15 protein-coding genes are annotated in these 20,003 nt (G+C 69.3%); 8 read left to right on the top strand and 7 right to left on the bottom strand.

The genetic code is table 11. The features are described from left to right. Positions 1 to 50: 50 nt before the first annotated feature. The 6 genes from AWX74_RS39800 to AWX74_RS01355 all read right to left on the bottom strand — a co-directional run bounded on the left by AWX74_RS39800 (position 51) and on the right by AWX74_RS01355 (position 7,935). Entirely contained in the window at positions 51 to 1,406 is a 1,356-nt protein-coding gene (locus tag AWX74_RS39800; protein WP_091270687.1) for a phenylacetate--CoA ligase family protein, read from the bottom strand. Continuing rightward, positions 1,403 to 2,932, bottom strand: coding sequence for a DUF362 domain-containing protein (locus tag AWX74_RS01375; protein WP_091270685.1), 1,530 nt, complete (start codon positions 2,930 to 2,932; stop codon positions 1,403 to 1,405). Before AWX74_RS01375 ends, AWX74_RS39800 begins: the two co-directional genes overlap by 4 nt. Then, entirely contained in the window at positions 2,925 to 4,856 is a 1,932-nt protein-coding gene (locus AWX74_RS01370) for a heparinase II/III family protein (RefSeq protein ID WP_091270683.1), read from the bottom strand. The genes AWX74_RS01375 and AWX74_RS01370 overlap by 8 nt, the downstream gene beginning before the upstream one ends. Next, positions 4,853 to 5,149 (bottom strand): hypothetical protein, encoded by a 297-nt coding sequence (locus AWX74_RS01365; protein WP_091270680.1) that lies wholly within the window; start codon positions 5,147 to 5,149, stop codon positions 4,853 to 4,855. Before AWX74_RS01365 ends, AWX74_RS01370 begins: the two co-directional genes overlap by 4 nt. Continuing rightward, on the bottom strand, positions 5,146 to 6,657 hold the full coding sequence (locus AWX74_RS01360; protein ID WP_091270678.1) for a glycosyltransferase family 4 protein: 1,512 nt from the start codon (positions 6,655 to 6,657) through the stop codon (positions 5,146 to 5,148). Before AWX74_RS01360 ends, AWX74_RS01365 begins: the two co-directional genes overlap by 4 nt. Before the next feature lie 102 nt (positions 6,658 to 6,759). Next, positions 6,760 to 7,935 (bottom strand): MraY family glycosyltransferase, encoded by a 1,176-nt coding sequence (locus AWX74_RS01355; protein WP_091270676.1) that lies wholly within the window; start codon positions 7,933 to 7,935, stop codon positions 6,760 to 6,762. A 228-nt stretch (positions 7,936 to 8,163) separates the two neighbouring features. Here AWX74_RS01355 and AWX74_RS01350 point away from each other — a divergent pair, with 228 nt between their 5' ends. The 6 genes from AWX74_RS01350 (at position 8,164) to acnA (ending at position 18,432) form a co-directional block, all read left to right on the top strand. Next, on the top strand, positions 8,164 to 10,605 hold the full coding sequence (locus AWX74_RS01350) for a bi-domain-containing oxidoreductase (RefSeq protein WP_242666013.1): 2,442 nt from the start codon (positions 8,164 to 8,166) through the stop codon (positions 10,603 to 10,605). Positions 10,606 to 10,650: 45 nt separating this feature from the next. After that, positions 10,651 to 10,851 carry a hypothetical protein gene (locus tag AWX74_RS01345; protein ID WP_091270674.1) on the top strand — a complete coding sequence of 67 codons (201 nt, stop codon included), beginning with the start codon at positions 10,651 to 10,653 and terminating at the stop codon, positions 10,849 to 10,851. Further along, positions 10,848 to 12,026, top strand: a complete 1,179-nt coding sequence (wecB, locus tag AWX74_RS01340; protein ID WP_091270672.1) for a non-hydrolyzing UDP-N-acetylglucosamine 2-epimerase — start codon at positions 10,848 to 10,850, stop codon at positions 12,024 to 12,026. Before AWX74_RS01345 ends, wecB begins: the two co-directional genes overlap by 4 nt. Before the next feature lie 27 nt (positions 12,027 to 12,053). Next, the gene (locus AWX74_RS01335) at positions 12,054 to 13,439 is read left to right on the top strand and encodes a nucleotide sugar dehydrogenase (protein ID WP_091270670.1); all 1,386 of its coding nucleotides are present in this window, start codon (positions 12,054 to 12,056) and stop codon (positions 13,437 to 13,439) included. A gap of 322 nt (positions 13,440 to 13,761) precedes the next feature. Next, positions 13,762 to 15,123 carry a glycosyltransferase gene (locus tag AWX74_RS01330; protein ID WP_091270668.1) on the top strand — a complete coding sequence of 454 codons (1,362 nt, stop codon included), beginning with the start codon at positions 13,762 to 13,764 and terminating at the stop codon, positions 15,121 to 15,123. 525 nt (positions 15,124 to 15,648) lie between these two features. Then, positions 15,649 to 18,432, top strand: a complete 2,784-nt coding sequence (gene acnA / locus AWX74_RS01325; RefSeq protein ID WP_091271104.1) for an aconitate hydratase — start codon at positions 15,649 to 15,651, stop codon at positions 18,430 to 18,432. On the opposite strand, the gene AWX74_RS01320 is transcribed toward acnA, so the two are convergent. Then, positions 18,408 to 18,818 carry a YkvA family protein gene (locus AWX74_RS01320; protein ID WP_091270666.1) on the bottom strand — a complete coding sequence of 137 codons (411 nt, stop codon included), beginning with the start codon at positions 18,816 to 18,818 and terminating at the stop codon, positions 18,408 to 18,410. The two genes, acnA and AWX74_RS01320, sit on opposite strands and share 25 nt — an antisense overlap. Before the next feature lie 176 nt (positions 18,819 to 18,994). Here AWX74_RS01320 and AWX74_RS01315 point away from each other — a divergent pair, with 176 nt between their 5' ends. Together AWX74_RS01315 and AWX74_RS01310 are read left to right on the top strand one after the other, a co-directional pair. After that, the gene (locus tag AWX74_RS01315) at positions 18,995 to 19,297 is read left to right on the top strand and encodes a type II toxin-antitoxin system TacA family antitoxin (protein ID WP_091270664.1); all 303 of its coding nucleotides are present in this window, start codon (positions 18,995 to 18,997) and stop codon (positions 19,295 to 19,297) included. A gap of 102 nt (positions 19,298 to 19,399) precedes the next feature. Next, entirely contained in the window at positions 19,400 to 19,897 is a 498-nt protein-coding gene (locus tag AWX74_RS01310) for a GNAT family N-acetyltransferase (RefSeq protein WP_054567020.1), read from the top strand. The last annotated feature ends 106 nt before the right edge of the window (positions 19,898 to 20,003 follow it).

Raw genomic sequence — 20,003 nt, 5'->3', positions numbered from 1 at the left:
ACTTACTCGGACGTCTGAGGCCGGCTCGGAGGTCCCAGGCTGCTGAACGGCTACCCCGGCTGTGTTGGCATCGCCGAGAACGTGGCCTCATCCGGGCGATAACGCTGGTCGATCATGAGGATCTTCCCGCGTCGACTCAGTAGTTCGTCCGCGTTCGCAATCGCGACCGAGATGACGAGGCGGTCACCTACGCGATGCTGGAGCAGACTCCGTGCCTTCTCAAGCTCCGCGGCCTCGGGAACCCGACCCACTGTCGAGACCCGCAGTTCGACTTCTCCGCGCCGGTCCTGTCGGAACTGGAAGCGGTCGAACCGGGCGAAGGCCTCGTCATGAAAATTGAGTGCCGCGGAGGATATGGGTTCGTCATCGATTCCATAAACGAGAGACTGATCCCAGCGGCCGGCCACGTCGTGAAGGACGGCGAAGGGAGATCCGCAGGCGCAGCGGCTTCCCACGGGCCCCGGCTGTTTTAGAACCCCGCCGTCCTCAGTGTCATAGCGTAGGAGCGGCATGGCCGTATTTGTCATTCCACTACCGGTGATCCGGTTGTTGACAACCTGGGCCACTCCGTATGTGGGAGTGACGTGGTAGTGGCCGGGGAGGCGCGGGCACTCGGCACCGAAGACGACCTTCTCGCTCTGGCCGTACCAGCGGATCGGCGGCGCTCCGAAGACCTCGCGGAAGAGGCTCAGTTGCCAGCCGAGGGCGGCTTCGCTGGCGAGCAGCACCGCTCGAAGGCGGGCAAGCTCGGGATGCGGCCCGGTCCGAGCGACCCAGAGGGCGAACGGGGTTATGGAGGACGGGTATCCCCAGATCGCGACCGGACGTAGATCGCGGATTTTGGTGAGCAGCTCCGTGAAAGTCCTGTCCGACAGATGGAACGGCGACACCGCAACGTGGTTGTAGGTTCTCTGATACATCATCGGGCGGCCATCGAAGCCAGTTCCAAGGCTGCTGCCACGAAAGGTAATTTTCGGGTCGCCCAGGCTGATCCCGGCCCGCGACCAGACGTAGGCAATATGCGCCCATTCCGAAAAGAAGGAGGAATACGAGATTCGGAGACTTAGCGGGCGGCCCCCAGTCCCTCCGGTCGTCACGTGCCGAGCGGGCACCCTCGAATTGACGAACGCCGCCGATGCCCGCCGGACGGTTTCCTTGTCCAGCACTGCTGCCGTCTCGGTGGTCGAGCGCAGATACTCCGGGTGCTCCAGGTAATAGGGAACCGTTGTCGCCCACCGATTGACGAAGCGCCGAAGGCGTCTCTCCTGCCATCGGGCGACCTCGCTCGGCTCAGCTAGTTCGAGCCGAGCCAAGGTGTTCAGGTGCGTCGTGACCAGCGGGCTTTCACAGGCGGCACGGAAGGCCGCCGCCACGACCCGCGAGTGGCCGATCGCGGGGCCCTTCATCGTTCCCCTGAATCGGTGCTGACAGTCGCTCGGATATCGATTCGCGGTAGTTCGATCCGCCCCCTCCAGGCGAAGTGCGGTTCAGCCTGGAGGGTGGCTCCAGGATGAATGAGTCCTATTGGCCCGCGCCATTCCGGGTAATCTCCGATGAGCTCAACCTCGCGCCAGTCGCCGTTAGCAAGTGGCAGTCGATGGCAACGAAACGCCTGGCGAACGGTTGGCACTCGTTCAGGATCGAAGCCGAACAGCACGGTGACGGCAGCGTCTACAGCGGCCGGTGCCGTGCCGAAGGCGACCAGCCGGCCGGGGAGCGCATCGGGACTCATGGGGCCGTTGCGATGTCCCGCAATGATGCCGTCCACGAGGACGATGTGCCGCGCAGGCCTTGGACTTTCCGCCAGAGTTCCATCCGGCCTGCCATAGTGAATAATCTTGTTCAGGTCCAGGGACATCCTCCAAACGGTGTCGTTTCCCCACCAGTTTCCGCTCCGGATTGTGGTGTCCCCGTCGCCGAATATTGGAGTGCCGCCGCGGCGCGCGATCTGCAAGGTACGTGTGCCGACTCCGGGCCAGGCGAGAGCGGCCCGCCGCAGGCCCCCGACTACAGCGCGCTCCGCGCGGTGCCGTGCGGTTGGCCTGGGGTGCTCGTCCCCGTGATTACCCGGCCAGCCCTCGGTATGGTGGGGAAGCCAGTTCTTGTCGGCGTTCACACCGACCAGGTTCTTCATCCCGAGCGTGATGCCGGCTTTCTTATGGCTTTTTAGCTTCGGCAGATTTAGGATCAGATCCGCCTGCATCACTGTCGCGGACAGTAGGTACTCGTGGCGTCCGCCGGTGTGATGGTGGTTTACCACCCGGGAGTCGTAGTCGGCTCCGTAGTAGCGGCCGGCGCCAGGATGGCCGACGAATTCGCTTCGTTCGCCCAGATCGAAGGCGACGGTACCGGCCGGGTCTCCGGGGAGGCGTCGTCGCGCTGTCACAACGCCGCCGCGGGTCGTCCATTCTTCCTGGCGTAGATCGAGCAGGTCGACGCTGAACCCACGTTCCTGGTAGAAGTCACGCAGCTGGTCGAGGCCGAGAGCGGCAACGATGCCGATGAACGAGGAGTCGGTCTGCGGTGCGTCGGCGATGACCACCCGGCCCGTGGTCCCGACAGCTCGTAGTGCGTAGTCGGCCGCGGCGCGAATGACGGAACCATGAGTGAGGACCCATTGCCAGCCGGCGGGATCCTGGGGGTGGAACTCGCGCACGAGGTTCGGTTTGAGTACCACCGTTCCGCCGGGCCCGACGAAGTCGCCGAGTGGATTCCACTGTGAGGTGTCGACCCTGCCCTTGTCGAGGCCCGCCAGGGCGAAAACCCTCCGGACCGCCGCATAGACATGATTCGGCTCCCGGCTCAGGTGACCGAATCTGTATTCCGGGTAGGCGGTATGCGGGGAGAAAGGAGAGATCGAAGGGTAGGCTGCCTGGTTCGTGCGGGTCAGCGCGACCTGGTAGAGCGGCCTGGAAAGCGGCGGCTCAGACATCGGTACCCTCCACTACGGTCAAGCGACTGTGCAACTCGAGTGGAAGGCCCGCGATGATCGTGTAGGCGACGACCATGGCTGGGATGTGCTGTTGCCAGCCGGTCGCCAGCGTGTCCGTCCAGAGTCGCCAGCGGCCACTGCTGACCTGCTCGTCCCGGTGCGCCTCGATGCATGTCGCCAGGCGGAGGCGTCCTGGTGCTCCCTTTCGTTCGATTATCACTCCGGCCTCGTCAGGCTGCGCATGCCATCCGGCATCCAGGTGAAACAGCACGTCGATACGATGGTGACGGCTGCCTGCGATCCGGTCGACGATCAGCAGCGAGTCCGAGTCCACTGTCCAGGTACGGATATGATCGGGTTGGCCGGTCAGCCATCGGTAACCTTTGTGCATGGCGGTAAGGCTCAATCGGTCGGCTTTCTGGTCGTACCGGACCGGCCCAAGCGCGACCCGTGCCCGTCTGCCCGCGCGAAAGGCGCCCCATACCTCGGTGGAGTCCATTCCGTCCACGACAACGGTGTTGTGCGCCGCGGTCGCGCGTTCGGTGGCGCGGGTCGCACCCGGTGCGTAGGTCGAGGTTCCTTTGTCGACGAGCACCGGTGTGCCGCCATACCAGAGAAGGAAGGACAGGGAGTCGGCATGTGCGTGCCCCGGAAGATCGTCCGGACAGGGCAGGCCGACATCGGCGAGTACCCGCCAGGGCCCGGCGCGCAGGACCGCCAGGCCCGAATCACTGAAGAGTGCGAGACCGGTTCCAGTCTGGTGTCCTGGATTCCGCACACGGTGCGTTCCGGATCTGTGCGGCAGCAGAGCGGTCACCGCAGCGGGCGGGACAGGGAAGCCGTCGTTCACCATCGGCACCGTGCCATCGGGTGCCAGTATGTCGTCGAGCCACCTCCGCATCCGTAGACGTGCTGCGCTCAGCTCGTCGGGAACTGTCTCGCCGGCGCAGCCGAGCAGGCCTGCGAGATCATCGAGGTCCGCCAGCACCTGACAGTGATAGGCGGGTGCACGCTCGACATGGCCCCCGTCGGGTAGTACCTGGCGCTCGATCTCCCGAAGCAGGCGCGCGGTCCAACGCTTCCTCGCTGTTGCGTCATCGAACGCGACAGCAATCCCCAGGAGCGCCTTGATGTTCTTGAGAAGATGGTTCCCACCGAGATCGTTCTCGACGTGGAGGCGGAGATAGGCGGCATGTTCGGCGAGATCGGTGGTCAGCGCGGAGGCGAGTGCGCCGTCCGCCAACGACCCGAGCATTCCGCACCATGACCATATACGCAGCGACACCACGTAGGGTGACCAGGCGGCACCGCGCCCAAACGTTGTGGCGCGGCGCCAGGAGCGGTATAGCCGGTCGAACTCGGAGCGGGCCCACTCGCGTTCTGGATGCAAGGCAAACGACCAGGCCCAGTCCCAGTAATGCAGATGGAACTGCCATAGCAGGGGCGCGTCGTGCTGGGCCCAGTCGGCCGGTTCACCGAGGTGGCGGGTTGTTCCCAGCAGGGTGAAGCGCCCATCGGCGAGGTCGGTGGCGAGCGGCCACGCCTCGCCGAGGCGGGCGTCGAACGGTACGAAGGAAGCCGGCCATCGGGCGTGAACCTGAGGCCTCAGCATCGGTCGCGCGAGTGTTTCCACGATCCGGTGCGACGTGGTGGGGAAGTACAGGTGCATGGCGCGTTGCGTGCGGAGACGGATACGCGCGACGGCCTGTTCCGGCCGGAGCAGCACGACGGTTCGCAGGTAGCGGCCGGCCAACGAGGACGTGCGGGCCGTCGCGGCCCCGGTAGCCGGAGAGGCCGATGAGACACCGTCCAGATCGTTCGGATCGGCCGCGTTGTCGAGCCCGTCGGGTCGGTCGGGGTTCACCGTGCCGCTGGCCCAGGTAAGCCATTCGTCCGTCACTTCGGACGAGGAGGACGTGATCATGTGCCGGTTCGTCTCCTCATCACAGCCTTCTGTAGCCGGCAGAGCGCCGCCTCGTGCCGGATGCCGGTGGCGTGCGGCCGGGAAGCGAAACCGAGACCCCGTACGGCATCGTCGGTCGAGAAGGCCTTACCCTCGGTCGGCTGGGTGATCTGCTCGCTTCTCACAGCGTCATCCAGGTCATGCCAGCTGACCCCGGAGCCGAGGGCGGTGACCTCGTGACCCGCGGCCATGGTGTGCCGTGTGGCCAGGGAACCGAGGAATCCGCTGCGTTCGATGACGAGTCGTCTCGTCATCGGTCACTCCCTCGTCGCCCCATATGCCGGGCGACGGTTCGTGGGTCCTCAGGCCCAGGCTGGCGGGGACGTGGCACCGGCTGGGTGCCGTCGCGCAGCTGTCCCTGGGCGCTCGGCTGGCATGCCGATGCCGGCGCAGGCAGCTCGTGCTCTGGCCACAGGCCATCCGGAAGCTGCTGCCCGCCCTCCTGGCGGTTGGATGTGGGCTGCCCGTGGTGCGGGGGCTGCCCGTGGTGAGGCTGTTCCTCCTGAGGTTGCCCGGCCAGGACCTGCAGTAGAAGACGGCGGTAGCGATCGGCCAGCGCTGACCGGTCAAAGTACCGCTCGACATAGTCGCGGGCGGCCAGGCCCATGGCCTCATTGCGGTCCGGATCCGTCGCCAGCTCCAGTACGGCGCAGGCGAGGGCCTCCGGGTCCTCCGGCGGTACGACCACGGCGCCGGCGTCGGTCAGGATGCGGGCTGCCTCGCCGCGCACCGAGCCGATCAGCGGACGGCCCGCGGCCAGCAGCTCGAACATTTTTGACGGGATGAAGGTCTCGAACAGTGGTACGTCCCGCAGCGGAACCAGGCAGATGTCGGCGGAGGCGACCAGCGCGGCCACGTCGGAGCGGGGGACCGCGGGCGCAAGGGTGGTGTTCGTGAGGCCGAGCCGCCTGATGTGCTCGGTGAGCCGCCGCTTGTCGGCTCCCTCGCCCACAAAGGCGAAGCGGATCGAGGGCGTTTCCTCGGCCAGCAGCGCGGCGGCGTCGGCGACGGAGGCCAGGCCCTGCGAGATGCCGTGTGCGCCGACGTAGAGCACGAGCGTGTCCGCGGGCCCGGCTCCCAGCTGGGCCCGTACCTCCGCGGATGCGGGTTCGTCCGGCCTGAATCGATCGAGGTCGACGCCGTTCGGGATCACGTGCACCTTCTCCGCGGGTATGCCCCGGCGGATGATGTCCTCACGGAAGCCCTCGGTAACGGTGACAACGGCGTCCGCGGCCCGGTAGGCGGCCAGCTCCAGCTTTTCCAGAACCGCGATGACCCTGCGGTTCGTGATCAGACCCAACTGAACGAAGATCGCAGGCCACAGGTCGCGTATCTCGACCACCAGCCGGGCGCGCCGCAGCCGCGCCAGGACCCAGGCCGAGCCGAGAGCGAAGAAGGTGGGCGAGGAGACGACCACGACGTCAACGGGGCCGGCGGGCCGGCCGCCCAGCAGTACCGACGTCACCATGAACGACAGGTGGCTGAGGGTCTTGCGCAGCACGCCTTCGTTCGGGGTCGCATAAAGCCAGGTGCGGACCACCCGGTACCCGTCGGTGTGTTCGAACCGCCTGAGTGCCCCGCGGTAACTGGTGGGCACCACACCGGTCGGATGGTTCGGCATGCCGGTCAGCACGGTGACGTCGAGGCCGGCGGCGGCCCAGGCCCGCGCTGTCTCCGACAGGCGTGCCTGCGGGGCGCCCACCTCGGGCGGAAAGTAGTGGGTAACGAGCAGAACCCGCGGGGGACCAGCGCCACGCCTCACGACATCGACCTCTCCTGGGGAACCCGGCGATCGGACCGCGCGGTGTTGCCTTTGGTAGTCAACTGTATTCGTATGGTTGTCGAATAGCTCGGATTGCTGCTGTCACCGGGTGTCGGCCTGGTCGGGTGCCCCGCCCGTCCGGGCGGGTTCAGGCCGCTCGGTGATCCGTGGGCTGTCGCCCTGCCGTTGGTGCGGCAGGACAAGCTCCCGGGGGCTGTCCCCTGCCTGAGCGGGATCGGCGGGAGTCGGCAGCTCGGCGCCTCGCGGTGCGCGGGCGAATGTGATCAGTCGAGGTGCGTTCAGATAACCCACGACCAGCACGAGCAGCGCGAGGTCGGCCGTCACCCGGACGCCAGCATGGCCCCGAGCGGCCAGTAGCCCCAGGCCCGAGCTTGCCGCGATGAGGCTCGCGACCGTGGCCGTGACCCGGGTGTGCGTCCAGCCGACGTCGGTGAGCTGCTGGTAGGTGTGGGTGCGGTGGGGCAGGTACCAGCACTCGCCCCGTCGTATCCGGCGCACCAGCGTCGCGCCGGTGTCGGCGAGGTAGAGCAGCAGCGGTGCCAGCACGGCCTCGACCGGGATGCCGGACATGATGCCCTGGAACGTGAGTACGGCGAGGCTGGCGCCGAGGGTGTAGCTTCCGACGTCGCCCAGGAAGATCCGCGCGCGGGGGAAGTTGAACGGCGCGAAGCCGATCGCCGACCCGGCCAGAACAGCGCCTCCCGCGACCAGCGCCGACGAGTTGTGGAGATGGCCCACGACGGTGAGGCCGCCGCCGGCGACGGCGGCCTGCGCGGCCGAGATGCCGTTGATCCCATCCATGAAGTTGAAGGCATTGACGAAACCGGTCACCCACAGCGGGCCGATCAGCGCGGCGGCGGATACAGCCACCGCGGGTGGGACCGACATGGCGTCGAGGGGCACGCTGACGAGGAGCACGGCCGACACCACCAGGCCGGCGAGCGCTTGAAGCGTCAGGCGGCGCAGCGGGGCGATGCCGCCCACGTCCTCGGCGAGACCGATGAGACCGAACAGCGTCACCCCGACGATCATCGGAAGCAGGTCGGGGGCGTCACCGTGACCGCTGGCGAGTGGGAGTACGAGCACGCCGGCGAAGATGCCGAGGGCTACCGCGATGCCGCCGCCACGAGGGGTCGGAACCTGGTGTGAGGAGCGTTCGTTGATGTCGTCGATGGCTGCCAGGCGTCGCATCGCGCCGAGCGCGACCGGCGTGGTGGCGAGAGTTACGAGAAGCGCCGCGGCTCCCGCTCCGATCATGTCACTCCTTGCGGCTCGGCAGGCGATTACCAGCGTGGGCGCGCTGGCTCCGTGGCGGCGGTTCGTTCCAGGTGGGTGACACTCCAGCAGCCCGACCAGGCCGTTGTTCGCGACCGAATGTAGTTCATCAACTACGCTCCGTCGCATGTTGCGAAGGCGAGTGTCTGACCGGTCACGGAGCCGCGGATCTTCGGCCCGACGGGTCCCAGCGACAGGCCGGGATCTCCGGTGAGGCAGGTGGTCCAGGACGCAGGCGGTGGAGAGGTCCGGGTCGTCGACAGCCCGGTCCCCTCCATCGGGGCGACCGAAGTGCTCGTGGAGACGACCGCCACCATCGTTTCGGTCGGCACCGAGCGGGCGGTGACCACGCTTGCCCGGTCCGGGCTGCTGGCCAAGGCGCGGGCACGTCCCGATCTTGTCCGCCGGGTGGCGGAGAAGGCCCGAGCGGACGGCATAGGCGAGGCGGTCCGCTCGGTCCGTGACCGCCTCGCGTCCGAGCTGCCACTCGGTTACAGCGGGGCTGGCCGGGTCGTCCGCGTCGGCGACGCCGTCGAGGGCATCCGCCCCGGCGACCTGGTGGCCACCGGTGGCGCTGGCCGGGCGAACCATGCCGAGTTCCAGGCGGTTCCGGGGCTGTTGTGCGCGAGAGTGCCGGCCGGGGTCCCCGACGCCGATGCCGCCTTCGCGACCATCGCCGCCATCGCGCTGCACGGGCTCCGTCTCGCCGAGGTCGGCCCGGGAGCCAAGGTGGTCGTCGTCGGGCTGGGTCTCATCGGCCAACTCGCCTCCCGTATCGCGCTGGCCAGCGGATGCGAGGTGGCCGGCGTCGACCTCGCGGACCTGCCCCTGGACACCGCTGCCGCGACCGGTGTGCGGGCGTTGCGGGAGTCCGGCGAGGCGACCACGGCCGCGGTGCGGGAGTGGAGCCGCGGGCGCGGGGCGGACGCGGTGCTGATCTGCGCGGCGGGCCGGTCCGGTGATCCGGTGATGCGGGCGACGGAGTTCGCCCGCGACCGGGCCCAGCTCGTCGTCGTCGGGGACGTCCCACTGGGGCTGACGCGCGCGCCGTTCTACGAGAAGGAACTCGTCCTGCGCTTCGCGCGCTCCTACGGGCCCGGTCGCTACGAGCGTAGCTACGAGGAATGGGGTGTGGACTACCCGGCGGGCCAGGTCCGCTGGACGGAGGGCCGCAACCAGGAAGCGGTGCTCGACCTGCTTGCCTCCGGCAGGCTGTCCGTGGCCGACCTGATCACCCACACCTTCCCGATTGAGCGGGCCGCGGCAGCCTATGACCTGGTGGCGACGCGCCGAGAGCCGTACCTGGCCATCCGGTTCGACTACCCGCGCCGCACCGGGCCGGTGGAACACGCCCTGCCGCCGGATGGCGGTCCGCGCCTGCAGAGCGCCCCATCCACCGACGGTTCCGCGGCGGGGGAGCCCCGGGAGGTTGGGCCGCGCACGCAGCGGGTGACACGTGGGGCTGGTACTCCTGGCGGGCGTCGCGGTGATCGGATCGGTTGGATCGGCGCGGGGAACTTCTCCGGCTCGGTGCTGCTGCCAGCCTTCAGAGCGGCGGGTTTCGGCCGTTTCACCAGTGTCGCTTCGGCCAGTGGGCGATCAGCGCGCGCCTTCGCCGACCGGCACGGCTTCGAGGGCGCCGCGGCCGGAGTCGAGGAGCTGCTCGATGATGACGACATCGACGTCGTTGTGATCGCGACACCGCACTCGACGCACGCCCAACTGGCCGCGGCGGCCCTCGAACGGGGCCGGCATGTGTGGTGCGAGAAGCCCCTGGCTCTTGACCTGGCCGAGCTCGAGATGGTTGAGCGGGCGGCGGACGCGGGCGGTGGGGTCCTCATGGTGGGCCTCAACCGCAGGTTCTCCCCGGCGGTCGTCGCGGCCCGCCGGCGGCTGGCGGAGCGGGACGGCCCGCTGAGCCTGATCTACCGGGTCGCCGCCGGTCCCGTACCCGCCGACCACTGGTATGGCGACCGGGTCGAGGGCGGCCGGCTCCTCGGCGAGGTCTGCCATTTCATCGACACCTGCGCGGCGCTGGCGGGTAGCCGGGTCGAGACGGCGATTGCCGTGCCCGGCCGCGGTGGTGAGGTGCTGTTGGCCGAAGACCTGTCCGTGACCTTGCGGCACGTCGACGGCACCCTGTCGACCGTCGCGTACAGCTCGGCCCGCCCCCGGGCCTGCCGGAAGGAGCTGGTCGAGGCTCTCGCCGGCCGGCGTCACCTGCGGATCGACGACTTCCGGGAGCTGGTGATCGATGGCACCTCGGAATGGAAGGGCGCGCAGGACAAGGGACACCGTGCGGCAGTCGCCGCGTTCCTGCGGATGTGTCGCGGCGGTGCGACGGACGTGACTGCCGAACTGATCGCGTCGTCCCGGGCGACGCTCGCCGCCGCCGCGAGCCTCGGCACCGGCCTTCCGCAGCCAACAGGCTCTCCGCGGTCGGCGACGGCGGCGGTGGCGGCGACGGCGGTGGCGGCGGTGGCGGTGGCGAAGGAGCCGGCTGACATCGACCTCGCTGGTGCTCGCCGGGCGGGAACGGAGCAGGTGGGCCAGCCAGCGGTGCCGGCAGCGCGGGGAGTGGGCGCGGACAGCATGCCGCCGGAGGGCCAGGCCTCTCCCGTGCTGCGAGAAGAAGGCGAGCCAACCCGCTGACCGAGAGTCAGCCGAGGCCGACTGGAGACAGGGAGGAGGACGAACGTGGCCTGCGCACTGATTACGGGAATCACCCGCCAGGACGGCTCGTACCTGGTTGAGATGATGGTCGACGCCGACCTCGCCGCCGAGCGGGCCGAGGCGCCGGGCGTGCCCGGCTTGCCGGGCGGTCCGGGCGGTCCGGGCGGTCCGGACGTGCGCCGGGCGCCGGAACGGCTGGTCCGCGACGGGACGGCCACGCCGTGACCGCGGTCGCGCCGCACGCGGTCGTCGTCGCCGGGGCCCGGCCGAACTTCATCAAGGTGAAGCCCGTGATCGACGCGCTCACGGCTGACGGCGTCCGGACCACCCTCGTGCACACGGGGCAGCACTACGACGAGGCGATGAGCGGGGTCTTCTTCGCCGATCTCGGGCTGCGCCCACCGGATCACCACCTGGAGGCCGGCTCCGGATCCCATGCCGTGCAGACGGCCGCGGTGATGACCGCCTTCGAGCCGTTGCTGCTGCGCCTGGCCCCCGATGTCGTGGTCGTGGTCGGGGACGTGAACTCGACGCTCGCCTGCGCGCTGGTCGCGGCGAAGGCCGGGGTCGCGGTGGCGCACGTCGAGGCCGGCCTGCGTAGCGGCGACCGGGCGATGCCGGAGGAGATCAATCGGATCGTCACCGACCGGCTGTCGGACCTGCTGTTCGCACCCAGCCCCGAGGGCGTGGCGCACCTGGTCGCGGAGGGCGTGCCGCCGGAGTCGGTGCATCTGGTCGGCAATGTCATGGTCGACACGCTGCTGGCGTGCCGGGAGCGGGCCCGTGCCCGGCCCACGCTCGCCGAGCTGGGCCTGCGTTCGGGCGGGTACGGACTGGTGACCCTGCACCGGCCGAGCAATGTCGACGACCCCGAGGTGCTCGACGGCCTGCTCGCGGCACTGGGCGAGATCGCCGGCCGATGCCCGCTGGTGTTCCCCGTCCACCCGCGTACCGCCAACCGGCTGGTCGGTCGACTCCCGGCCGGTCTGCGGCTGCTCGGACCGGTGGGTTACCTCGACTGCCTCGCGCTGCAGATGGGAGCGCGTCTGGTGCTCACCGACTCGGGTGGCGTGCAGGAGGAGTCGACGGTTCTCGGAGTGCCGTGCCTGACCTTGCGGGACAACACCGAGCGCCCGATCACCGTCACAGAGGGGACCAACCGGGTGGTGGGCCGTTCCCCGGATGCGGTGGTCGCCGCGGCGTTCGAATGGCTGGAACGGCCGCCTCCGCCGCGATGTCCGGCGCTGTGGGACGGGCGTGCCGGTCAACGGATCTCCGCCGTGCTCGTCCGGACTTTCGCCGGCAGCGGCGGCGGGCAGGATCTGCGCGACGGAGTTCGAGAGCTCCCCACCCCGCGAGTGGTAACTGACCGTGACACGAACTTGCCGATGCGTAGCTGAGAGTGGTTATGGCGCCACACTGGGCTCATGACTTCATCGGGAAAGCTGGTAGTGGTCGGCCAGGGGTATGTCGGTCTCCCGCTCGCGATGCGCGCGGTAGAGGTCGGCTGGCGGGTGGTGGGCGTCGACGTCGACATCAGTAGGGTCAAAAGGCTTGTGGTTGGTGAGTCCTATGTCGAGGACATCGCTGACGGTCAGCTGGCGGCGGCGCTTGCCTCTGGCAGGTACGAGGCGACGACCGACTACGCCGCGGCGGCGGCCTTCGATGTTGCGGTCGTCACCGTGCCCACCCCGCTGCGGGAGGGCGTACCTGACCTCAGTTTCGTGACGGACGCGGCACGGAGCCTGGCTCCCTTCGTGAGACCCGGGGCGACCGTGGTGCTGGAGTCAACGACCTACCCGGGCACGACCGAGGAACTGTTCGGGCCATTGCTGGAAGAACTGTCCGGTCTCACTGCCGGCACCGACTTCCGGCTTGGCTACTCGCCGGAACGTATCGATCCGGGGAACAAGGTCTGGCGGCTGGAGAACACTCCGAAGGTCGTTTCCGGTGTCGACGAGGCCTCGCTCAGGGCTGTGACCGCCTTCTATGACTCGCTGGTGGACAGCACCGTTCCGGTGGCCTCGACGAGGACCGCGGAACTCACCAAGCTCCTGGAAAACACCTTCCGCCACGTGAACATCGCTCTGGTCAACGAGCTCGCCATGTTTGCGCACGAGCTCGGCGCGGACGTCTGGGCGGCGATCGACGCCGCCTCCACCAAACCTTTCGGCTTCATGCCGTTCCGGCCGGGTCCCGGCGTCGGAGGTCATTGTCTTCCGATCGACCCGTCCTACCTGTCATGGCGCGTCCGGTCGCGGCTCGGTCGCAGCTTCAGGTTTGTCGAACTGGCCAACGATATCAATCACCACATGCCGGACCATGTGGTGAGCAGGGTGACCGAGATACTTGGCCGACGAGGATGTTCTGTGCGCGGAAGTCGTATTCTGCTGCTGGGGCTCGCCTACAAGAGGAACACCGGGGACTCGCGGGAGTCGCCAGCGGCCCGGGTGGCCGCGCTGCTGGCTGATCGCGGAGCGGAGGTCTTTGCGGCCGACCCGCACGTCGATCCCGCGCGGGTTCCGGGGCGGATCGAGCTGGTCGATGCCGACGAGGAGCAGACGGCGGCGGCGGACCTGGTTGTCGTGCTGGTCGATCACGACGCGTTCCGGCGCGACATCGTGTTGAGCCATGCCCGGGCCGTGCTGGACACCCGCCACTGGCTGCAGCCGTCCGCGGGGTCGGCGGCGGTGCCGACCGCAGCGACAACAGCGACCGCAGCGGCTGGCGTGGGTGCTCTGAGCGGCTCGGCGAGAGCCTTCGTTCCCGCGCAGCGCTCCGCGCCGGGGCGGGCCATGGTCGAGTCCATGTGACGCTGCGCCGGGACCGTACGCCGTCACCCGACCTGGGGGCCCGCGGTCGAGCGGTCACCCGTCGGTCTGGCCCGAAGCGCAGGTTCGGCGCGGGGCGTCTCGCCGCGACGCCCCGCCTTTTCGTCTCACGTTGCCGAGTGTCATAACTCTGTGTAGTAGAACTCTCTCTGTAGGTTGGCGAAGGTTGCCAGATGTCCTGGCCGAGTGCTGAGCGTCCACATCCGAGTTTGGAGGGTGGTCGTCGTCGCGGCGGCGGGCGGATATCGGTGACGAACGGGCCAAGGGCATACGAAGCGGCGGCGGACCGGCAGGTGGCATGCGCATGGGTGGCAGGGGCACGGGTGGTGCTCGGACCGATCGACGGCCTGCGGGCGCCGACCGGTCCGGCGGGCCGGTGAAGGTCGACGGGCTCGCGGTGGTCGACGGGCCGAGTGTGGTCGACGGGCCGACACGCGAGGCGGGGGACGCGCGCGGCGCGGCGGCCGGCGACCGGTTGCTCCCCCCGCCGGCCGGGCAGGTGAGCCCGGCTCCCGCCCCGTCCAGCCGCGCCAACCCGGTGACGGTGCTCGAGGTGCTGCCGAGGATGGACCTGGCCGGTGAGACGATTCGTGCCGTCAACCTGCTGCGACGGCTGGACCCGGCCGAGTTCCGGCTGCTGTTCTGCGTCACCTCGGGGGCGCCCGGATCGCTGGACGAGGAGATCCGGTCGCTCGGGGGCGAGGTGTACTACTGCCGCGCGGATCCGAGCTTCCCGTTCGCGTTCCACCGGCTGCTGCGCCGGGTCCGGCCCGACATCGTCCACTCCGGGGTGGCGACCTTCTCGGGGGTGGTGCTGACGGTTGCCCGGGCCGCCGGTGTGCGCCGCCGGGTGGCTCACTTCTTCACCAGTACGGATCGCCGCGGCGACAGCGTCCGCGGTCGGTTCCAGCGGGCGCTGGGCCGGGTCCTGCTGGATGCGTTCGCCACCGATCTGATCGCGGTCAGCGAGGCGGCCATGCGTGGGCTGTGGCGCGAGTCCTGGCGGCTGGATCCCCGGTGCCGGGTCATCTACAACGGCGTCGAGCTCGAGCCCTTCGGGGTGGCCATCGCCGGCCAGCGGCCGATGCCCTCCCTGCCGGAACTCGACGAGCTGGGGGACGTCGCACCGCCGCCGCTGACGGTCCTGCACATCGCCCGCCCGGATCCGGTGAAGAACCGGTCGCGCGCGATCGAGATCGTCGCGGCGATGTGTACCCGTGGGCTCGACGTGCGGCTGCGGTTCGTGGGCCGGCAGAGCCCGGAGGAGACCGAGCGGCTGATGACCCTCGCCGGCGGTCTGGGGGTGTCGGACCGGGTCGAGTTCCTCGGCGAGCGCGGCGATGTGCCCAAACTCCTGGTGAACTCGTCGCTGCTGCTGGTGACCTCGCTGCACGAGGGCCTGCCGAGCGTCGTGCTCGAGGCGTGCGCCGTCGGCACCCCGGTGCTGTCGTCGGATCTGCCGGGTGTCGCGGAGATCGCCCGGGTGCTGCCCGGGATCACCATGCTCCCGCTGGGAACGCCGAACGAGATCTGGGCCAGTACCGCCGCCGACCTGGCGGTCGTGCCGCCGACGCTGGACGAGCGTCGGGAAGCGATGCGCCGGCTGCGGCGATCTCCGTTCACGATGGAGAACTGGCAGCGCGACATCACGGCCGTGTGGTCGTAGCCGCGGCCTGCTCCGGCACGGCCTGTTCCAGCACAGCCTGTTCCCGCACAGCCCGTTCCGGCACTGTCTGTACCAGCGCAGCCTCGGCCCGCACCGGATGATCCGGTGCGGGCCGAGCCCGTCCAAGGTGGGTCCGGCCTGGGTGGGACATCCCACCTTCCGGCGTCATGGCCAGCGGACCACGGACCCCCCGTCGTCGTGATCCCGGCTGTCTCGTCCGGCCTGACCAGGGGGCATGCGGTACACGTCCGGACGGACCACCTGATATTTGTAGCCTCTGCGAGGGAAAAACGGCGTGGACCGCCGGGACCGGGGGCACGTGCCCGGGAGGCGGCGGTCACAGCCACGTCGATCCCTGTGGGAATGTGACCAACCGCTCTCGGCGTCGCCGTCACCCCTGACAGTGCCAGGATGGGGTCGGGTGGACGACCGTGGCGAACTCAGGGTCGGCCACAGCGATCGGTGGTTGTGTCGAACCTTCCCGCTGACGAGAAGCGGGGAGGTGACGAGGAGGAGACGAAGGCCATGGACAGCTTCGGCAGCACCGGCAGACTCGCGGTAGGTGATCGCACCTACACGATCAGGCGGTTGGACGCGGTGCCCGGGGCGGACCGCCTGCCGTACAGCCTCCGTGTTCTGCTCGAGAACCTGCTGCGTACCGAGGACGGCGCGAACATCACCGCCGACCATGTACGTGCGCTCGCCAACTGGGACCCGGCGGCGGAGCCGAGCCAGGAGATCCAGTTCACCCCGGCACGGGTCATCATGCAGGACTTCACCGGTGTCCCCTGTGTGGTCGACCTCGCCGCGATGCGGGAGGCGATGGTCGCGCTCGGTGGCGACTCGTCGAAGATCAACCCGCTGGCTCCGGCCGAGATGGTGATCGACCACTCGATCATCGCCGACCACTTCGGGCGGCCGGACGCCTTCGAGCTGAACGCGACCCTGGAGTTCGAGCGCAACCGTGAGCGCTACCAGTTCCTGCGCTGGGGCCAGGCCGCGTTCGACAACTTCACCGTGGTGCCGCCGAACACCGGCATCGTGCACCAGGTCAACGTCGAGCACCTCGCCCGGGTCGTCTTCACGAAGGAGACCGCCGAGGGCACGCTGGCCTACCCCGACACCCTCGTCGGGACGGACAGCCACACCACCATGGTCAACGGCCTCGGCGTGCTCGGCTGGGGTGTCGGCGGCATCGAGGCCGAGGCGGCGATGCTCGGCCAGCCGGTCAGCATGCTGATCCCGACCGTCGTCGGCTTCAAGCTCACCGGTGAGCTCCCGCCGGGCACCACCGCCACCGACATGGTGCTCACCATCACCGAGCAGCTGCGCAAGCACGGCGTGGTCGGCCGGTTCGTCGAGTTCTACGGCGAGGGCGTGGCGAACGTCCCGCTGGCGAACCGCACCACCATCGGCAACATGAGCCCCGAGTACGGCTCCACCTGCGCGATCTTCCCGATCGACGCCGAGACGCTGTCCTACCTGCGGCTCACCGGCCGCCCGGACGAGCTCGTCGCGCTGGTCGAGGCCTACGCCAAGGAGCAGGGCCTCTGGCACGACCCGAGCCACGAGGCCGACTACACCACCACTCTCGAGCTGGACCTTTCGACCGTGGTCCCCTCCCTCGCCGGCCCGAAGCGCCCGCAGGACAGGGTTCCGCTGTCGACGGCGAAGCCGGCCTTCCGCAAGGCCCTCGACACCTACGCCCGCCCGACGGAACTGGTCAACGGCGGTGTGGACGAGGCCGACGCCGAGTCCTTCCCCGCCTCCGACCCGGCCGCGCCGTTCGCGGACAAGCCGTCCGACGCGCCGGTCTCGGTCAACGCGGTCGCCGGTGACATCAGCGGTCGCCCGTCGAAGCCGACGCGGGTGACCCTGGCCGACGGCACCACCTTCGAGATCGACCACGGCGCGGTCGCCATCGCCGCGATCACCTCCTGCACCAACACCTCGAACCCGCAGGTCATGCTGGGTGCGGCGCTGCTCGCGCGGAACGCGGTGGAGAAGGGCCTGACCCGCAAGCCGTGGGTGAAGACCACCTTGGCTCCCGGTTCCAAGGTGGTCATGGATTACTACGAGCGCGCGGGCCTCGTCCCTTATCTCGAGAAGGTCGGATTCAACCTGGTGGGCTACGGCTGCACCACCTGCATCGGCAACTCGGGCCCGCTCGCCGACGAGATCTCCGCGGAGATCAACAGGGCGGACCTGGCGGTCGTCAGCGTGCTGTCGGGCAACCGGAACTTCGAGGGCCGGATCAGCCCGGACATCAAGATGAACTACCTGGCGTCCCCGCCGCTGGTGGTCGCCTACGCGCTGGCCGGCACGATGGACATCAACCTCGACACCGACCCGCTGGGCACCGACACCGCCGGTGAGCCGGTCTACCTGCGTGACATCTGGCCGAGCGAGGCGGAGGTCGCCGAGGTCGTGGCCAGCTCGATCGCGTCGGAGATGTTCTCGGGTGGCTACGCCGACCTCTCCGGCGACGCCCGCTGGCAGGCGCTGCCCATCGGTGACGGCGGCGAGGTCTCGCAGACCTTCGGCTGGGTGGAGGACTCCACCTACGTGCGCCACCCACCGTACTTCGAGGGGATGTCCGCCAAGCCGACGCCGCGCACCGACATCGTCGGCGCCCGGGTGCTGGCCTACCTGGGGGACTCGGTCACCACCGACCACATCTCCCCGGCCAGCTCCATCAAGAAGGACTCCCCGGCGGGGCGGTACCTCACCGAGCACGGGGTGGCCCCGTCCGACTTCAACTCCTACGGGTCGCGGCGCGGCAACCACGAGGTGATGATCCGGGGCACCTTCGCCAACATCCGGCTGCGCAACAAGCTGGTGCCCGGCGTCGAGGGTGGCGTCACCCGGCACCTGCCCGACGGCGAGCAGGTGGCGATCTACGACGCGGCGCAGAAGTACGCGGCCGAGAACGTCCCGCTGGTGGTGCTCGCGGGCAAGGAGTACGGTTCCGGCTCCTCGCGTGACTGGGCCGCGAAGGGCACGGCCCTGCTCGGCGTGCGGGCGGTCATCGCCGAGTCCTACGAGCGGATCCACCGGTCGAACCTGATCGGGATGGGCGTGCTGCCGCTGCAGTTCCCGGTCGGCGAGTCGGCCGAGTCGCTCGGGCTCACCGGTGAGGAGACCTTCACCATCACGGGCCTGGCCACCATCGACGAGAAGACCCCCACCATCACCGTCCAGGCGGGGGACAAGTCGTTCGAGGCCGTGGTCCGTATCGACACCCCCGGCGAGGCGGAGTACTACCGCCACGGCGGCATCCTGCTTTACGTCCTGCGCTCTCTGATCTGATCCTGGGTCGGAATCGGAGTAGGAGCCGAGGTCGGGGTTCGTCCGGGATGGCCTCCCGAGGCCTTCTGGGCGGACCCCACCGCAGTGCTTCTCGCCGCGGTGTTCCTCGCCGCAGTGCTCCTCGCGCCGACGAGCCTGCGCAGGTAGAGCGCCGCTGCGATGATCACCGTGAGGTCGTCGACCAGGCCGACCGGCCCGAGCGGAACCTCCGGCACGGCGTCCACCGGCGAGATGACGTAGAGCAGGCTGGCGATCGTCGTGGCCACGGCGTGCAACGGCAGCCGGTAGCGGCGCAGCAGGTACCAGGCGCCACCGGCCAGCAGCACGCCGACCACGGCGATCACACCGAGGATCACCACCAGGGCGGTGCCAAGATCGTCACTCATAGTGATGTTCACCGTTCCTCGGGCAGTCGGAGTGATCCGCGGAGGAATGCCCGCTCCGACGCCATTGCGAACGTTCTCCGCGGCACCAACGTTCCGCGCTCGCGCGCGGCCAGGATCGCTGGACGTCGTGGTACCCCGGCTTCCCCTCGCCCGGGTCGGAACGGCAGACTGCCGGTATGACCTCTGCTGGCGACGAGAAGATCACGTGTGACCTGCCCGAGGACGACGCGGAGATCATCCGGTCCGCTGCCGACGCAGAGGGTCTCAGCCTGGCGATGTTCGCGGTCGAGAGCATGCGGCGCCACGCCCGGGACGTGCTCGCCGACCGCCGCCTGTTCCGGGTCGCCGAGTCCGCCTGGGCCGAGCTGGAGGCGATGCTGCAGGCGCCGCCGGCCGACAACCCGCGGATGCGACGCCTGCTCGACGAGGAACCGGGTGAGCAGCCACCTGGCCAGCAGTCCGGCCAGCCGGACGCCTAGTCGAACGCCGGCGCCGGCCCGCGGGCCCGCCACGCCGCGTTCCGCGTCGGTACCGGATGTCAGCGCATCGAGATCGTTCCTGGCTGGATGGGAGCTTGTTCCGTGTCGTTCACGAAGCCGTCGGCCCTGCTGGAGGACCACGACACGGTCGCGTTCGGCTGTGGTGACCCGGCCGTCGACGGCTGGCTGCGCCATCACGCCAAGGACCACCAGAAGGAACGGATCACCAACACCTTCGTGATCCTCGACGGCACCACCATCGCGGGGTTCTACTGCCTGGCGACAGCCGCCGCCGAGCGGGTGGCGCCACCGTCGCGGTGGCGGTCCCGCCGCCCCGCCGACCCCGTTCCGCTGATGCTCGTCGGTCGGCTGGCCGTGGACGTCCGTTATCAGGGGCGCGGTGTCGGTGCCCGGCTGCTGCGGGACGCGACGATGCGGGCGTTGACGGTGCGCCGGATGGTGGGAACCCCGTTGCTGGGCGCCCACGCCATCGCCTCCGCCGGCCGAGCCTTCTACCGGCACTTCGGCTTCGCGCCCACCGGGATGGACCCGCACCTGCTGCTCCTGCCCCTGCAGGACGCCGCCAGCCTCCCGAGCTAGCCCTCGGCCGCCGGCCGCCGGCCGCCGGACTCCGCTCTCCGGCCGCGAACGCGGCCATGAACACGACCAGGGCCTGCGCCGAGGCCGGGTGGCGCCGCGGGAGAGC

It is taken from the genome of Parafrankia irregularis, assembly GCF_001536285.1.
GTDB classification, from domain to species: Bacteria; Actinomycetota; Actinomycetes; order Frankiales; family Frankiaceae; genus Parafrankia; species Parafrankia irregularis.
Note: the sequence above shows the minus strand (reverse complement) of the source record. Positions and strands in the feature narration are given on the sequence as shown.